Annotated in this window: 2 protein-coding genes; both read left to right on the forward strand. The window is 57.4% G+C overall.

Going from position 1 to position 1,111, the window contains the following annotated elements:
- The coding region (locus A3730_RS01110; protein ID WP_063537299.1) for a TRAP transporter small permease at nt 1-465 on the forward strand (465 nt) is incomplete at its 5' end.
- Nucleotides 462-1,111: TRAP transporter large permease subunit (locus A3730_RS01115; protein WP_156500742.1), on the forward strand; the 650-nt coding region annotated here is incomplete at its 3' end. The genes A3730_RS01110 and A3730_RS01115, both read left to right, overlap by 4 nt.

Consider the following 1,111-nt stretch of genomic DNA (forward strand, 5'->3'; position numbering starts at 1 on the left):
ATCGAGGACGGCCTTATCGTGGCCGTCCTTTTGTTTATGATCCTGCTGGCGGTGGCGCAGATTGTGCTGCGCAATTTCTTTGGCACCAGCCTGGTATGGATCGAGCCGCTGTTGCAGAACGCGGTGCTATGGATTGGCTTGCTGGGCGCGATGATTGCCTCACGTAATGACGAGCACATCCGCATTGATGTGGCCTCGTCACTGTTACCGGAAAAGTACCATCCCTTCCTGACCACCTTCGTGGATCTGTTCACCGCCTTTATCTGTTTGTTGGTGGCCTGGTATAGCGTGCACTTCGTACTCGAAGAGTATGAGTACGCTTCGCCGGCATTTGCCAGTGTGCCGAGCTGGTTATTGCAAGCCATTATCCCGGTGGGCTTCTCGGTTATGGCACTGCGCTACGTCGTGCTGTTTGCTCTGGGGTTAATTGGCAAGCGGCCGAAAATGCAGGAGCCGACGCCATGATCATTGCGGCGATTGTTCTGCTGGTGGTGCTGGCGCTGATGGGCGCGCCCCTGTTTGCCATTATCCTCGGCGCAGCCGCACTGGGTTTCTATACGCTGGAAATCGAGTTGGCGGTGCTGCACATCGACATCTATCAGCTCAGTAATTCCGTGGTGCTGATGGCGTTACCGCTGTTTACCTTCGCCGGTTTTTTGCTGAGTGAATCGAAAACCGCCGACCGCATGTTGCGGCTCAGCCAGGCCGCGTTCGGCTGGATGCCCGGTGGCATGGCCTTTGTTGCGCTGATTGCCTGTGCGTTCTTCACCGCCCTGACAGGGGGCTCCGGTGTCACCATTGTGGCGTTGGGCGCCTTGTTGCTGCCGGCGCTGGTGAAAGGCAATTACCCGGAAAAATTCAGCCTGGGCCTGGTGACCTCCTCGGGCAGTCTGGGGTTGTTGCTGGTGCCGTCGGTGCCCTTGTTGATCTACGGCATTATCGCCCAGCAAATGTCCCAGCAGCTGGATATGCCGACGGTAGAAATTGTCGATCTGTATCTGGCTGGTCTGCTGCCTGCGCTGCTGATGATCGTGCTGCTTTACGGTTACTGTGTGTGGGCCACGCGGGGCACCGATGTTCCCCGGCAGGCGTTTGATTTCCGGGAACTGGT

It is taken from the genome of Alcanivorax sp. HI0044 (genome assembly GCF_001634945.1).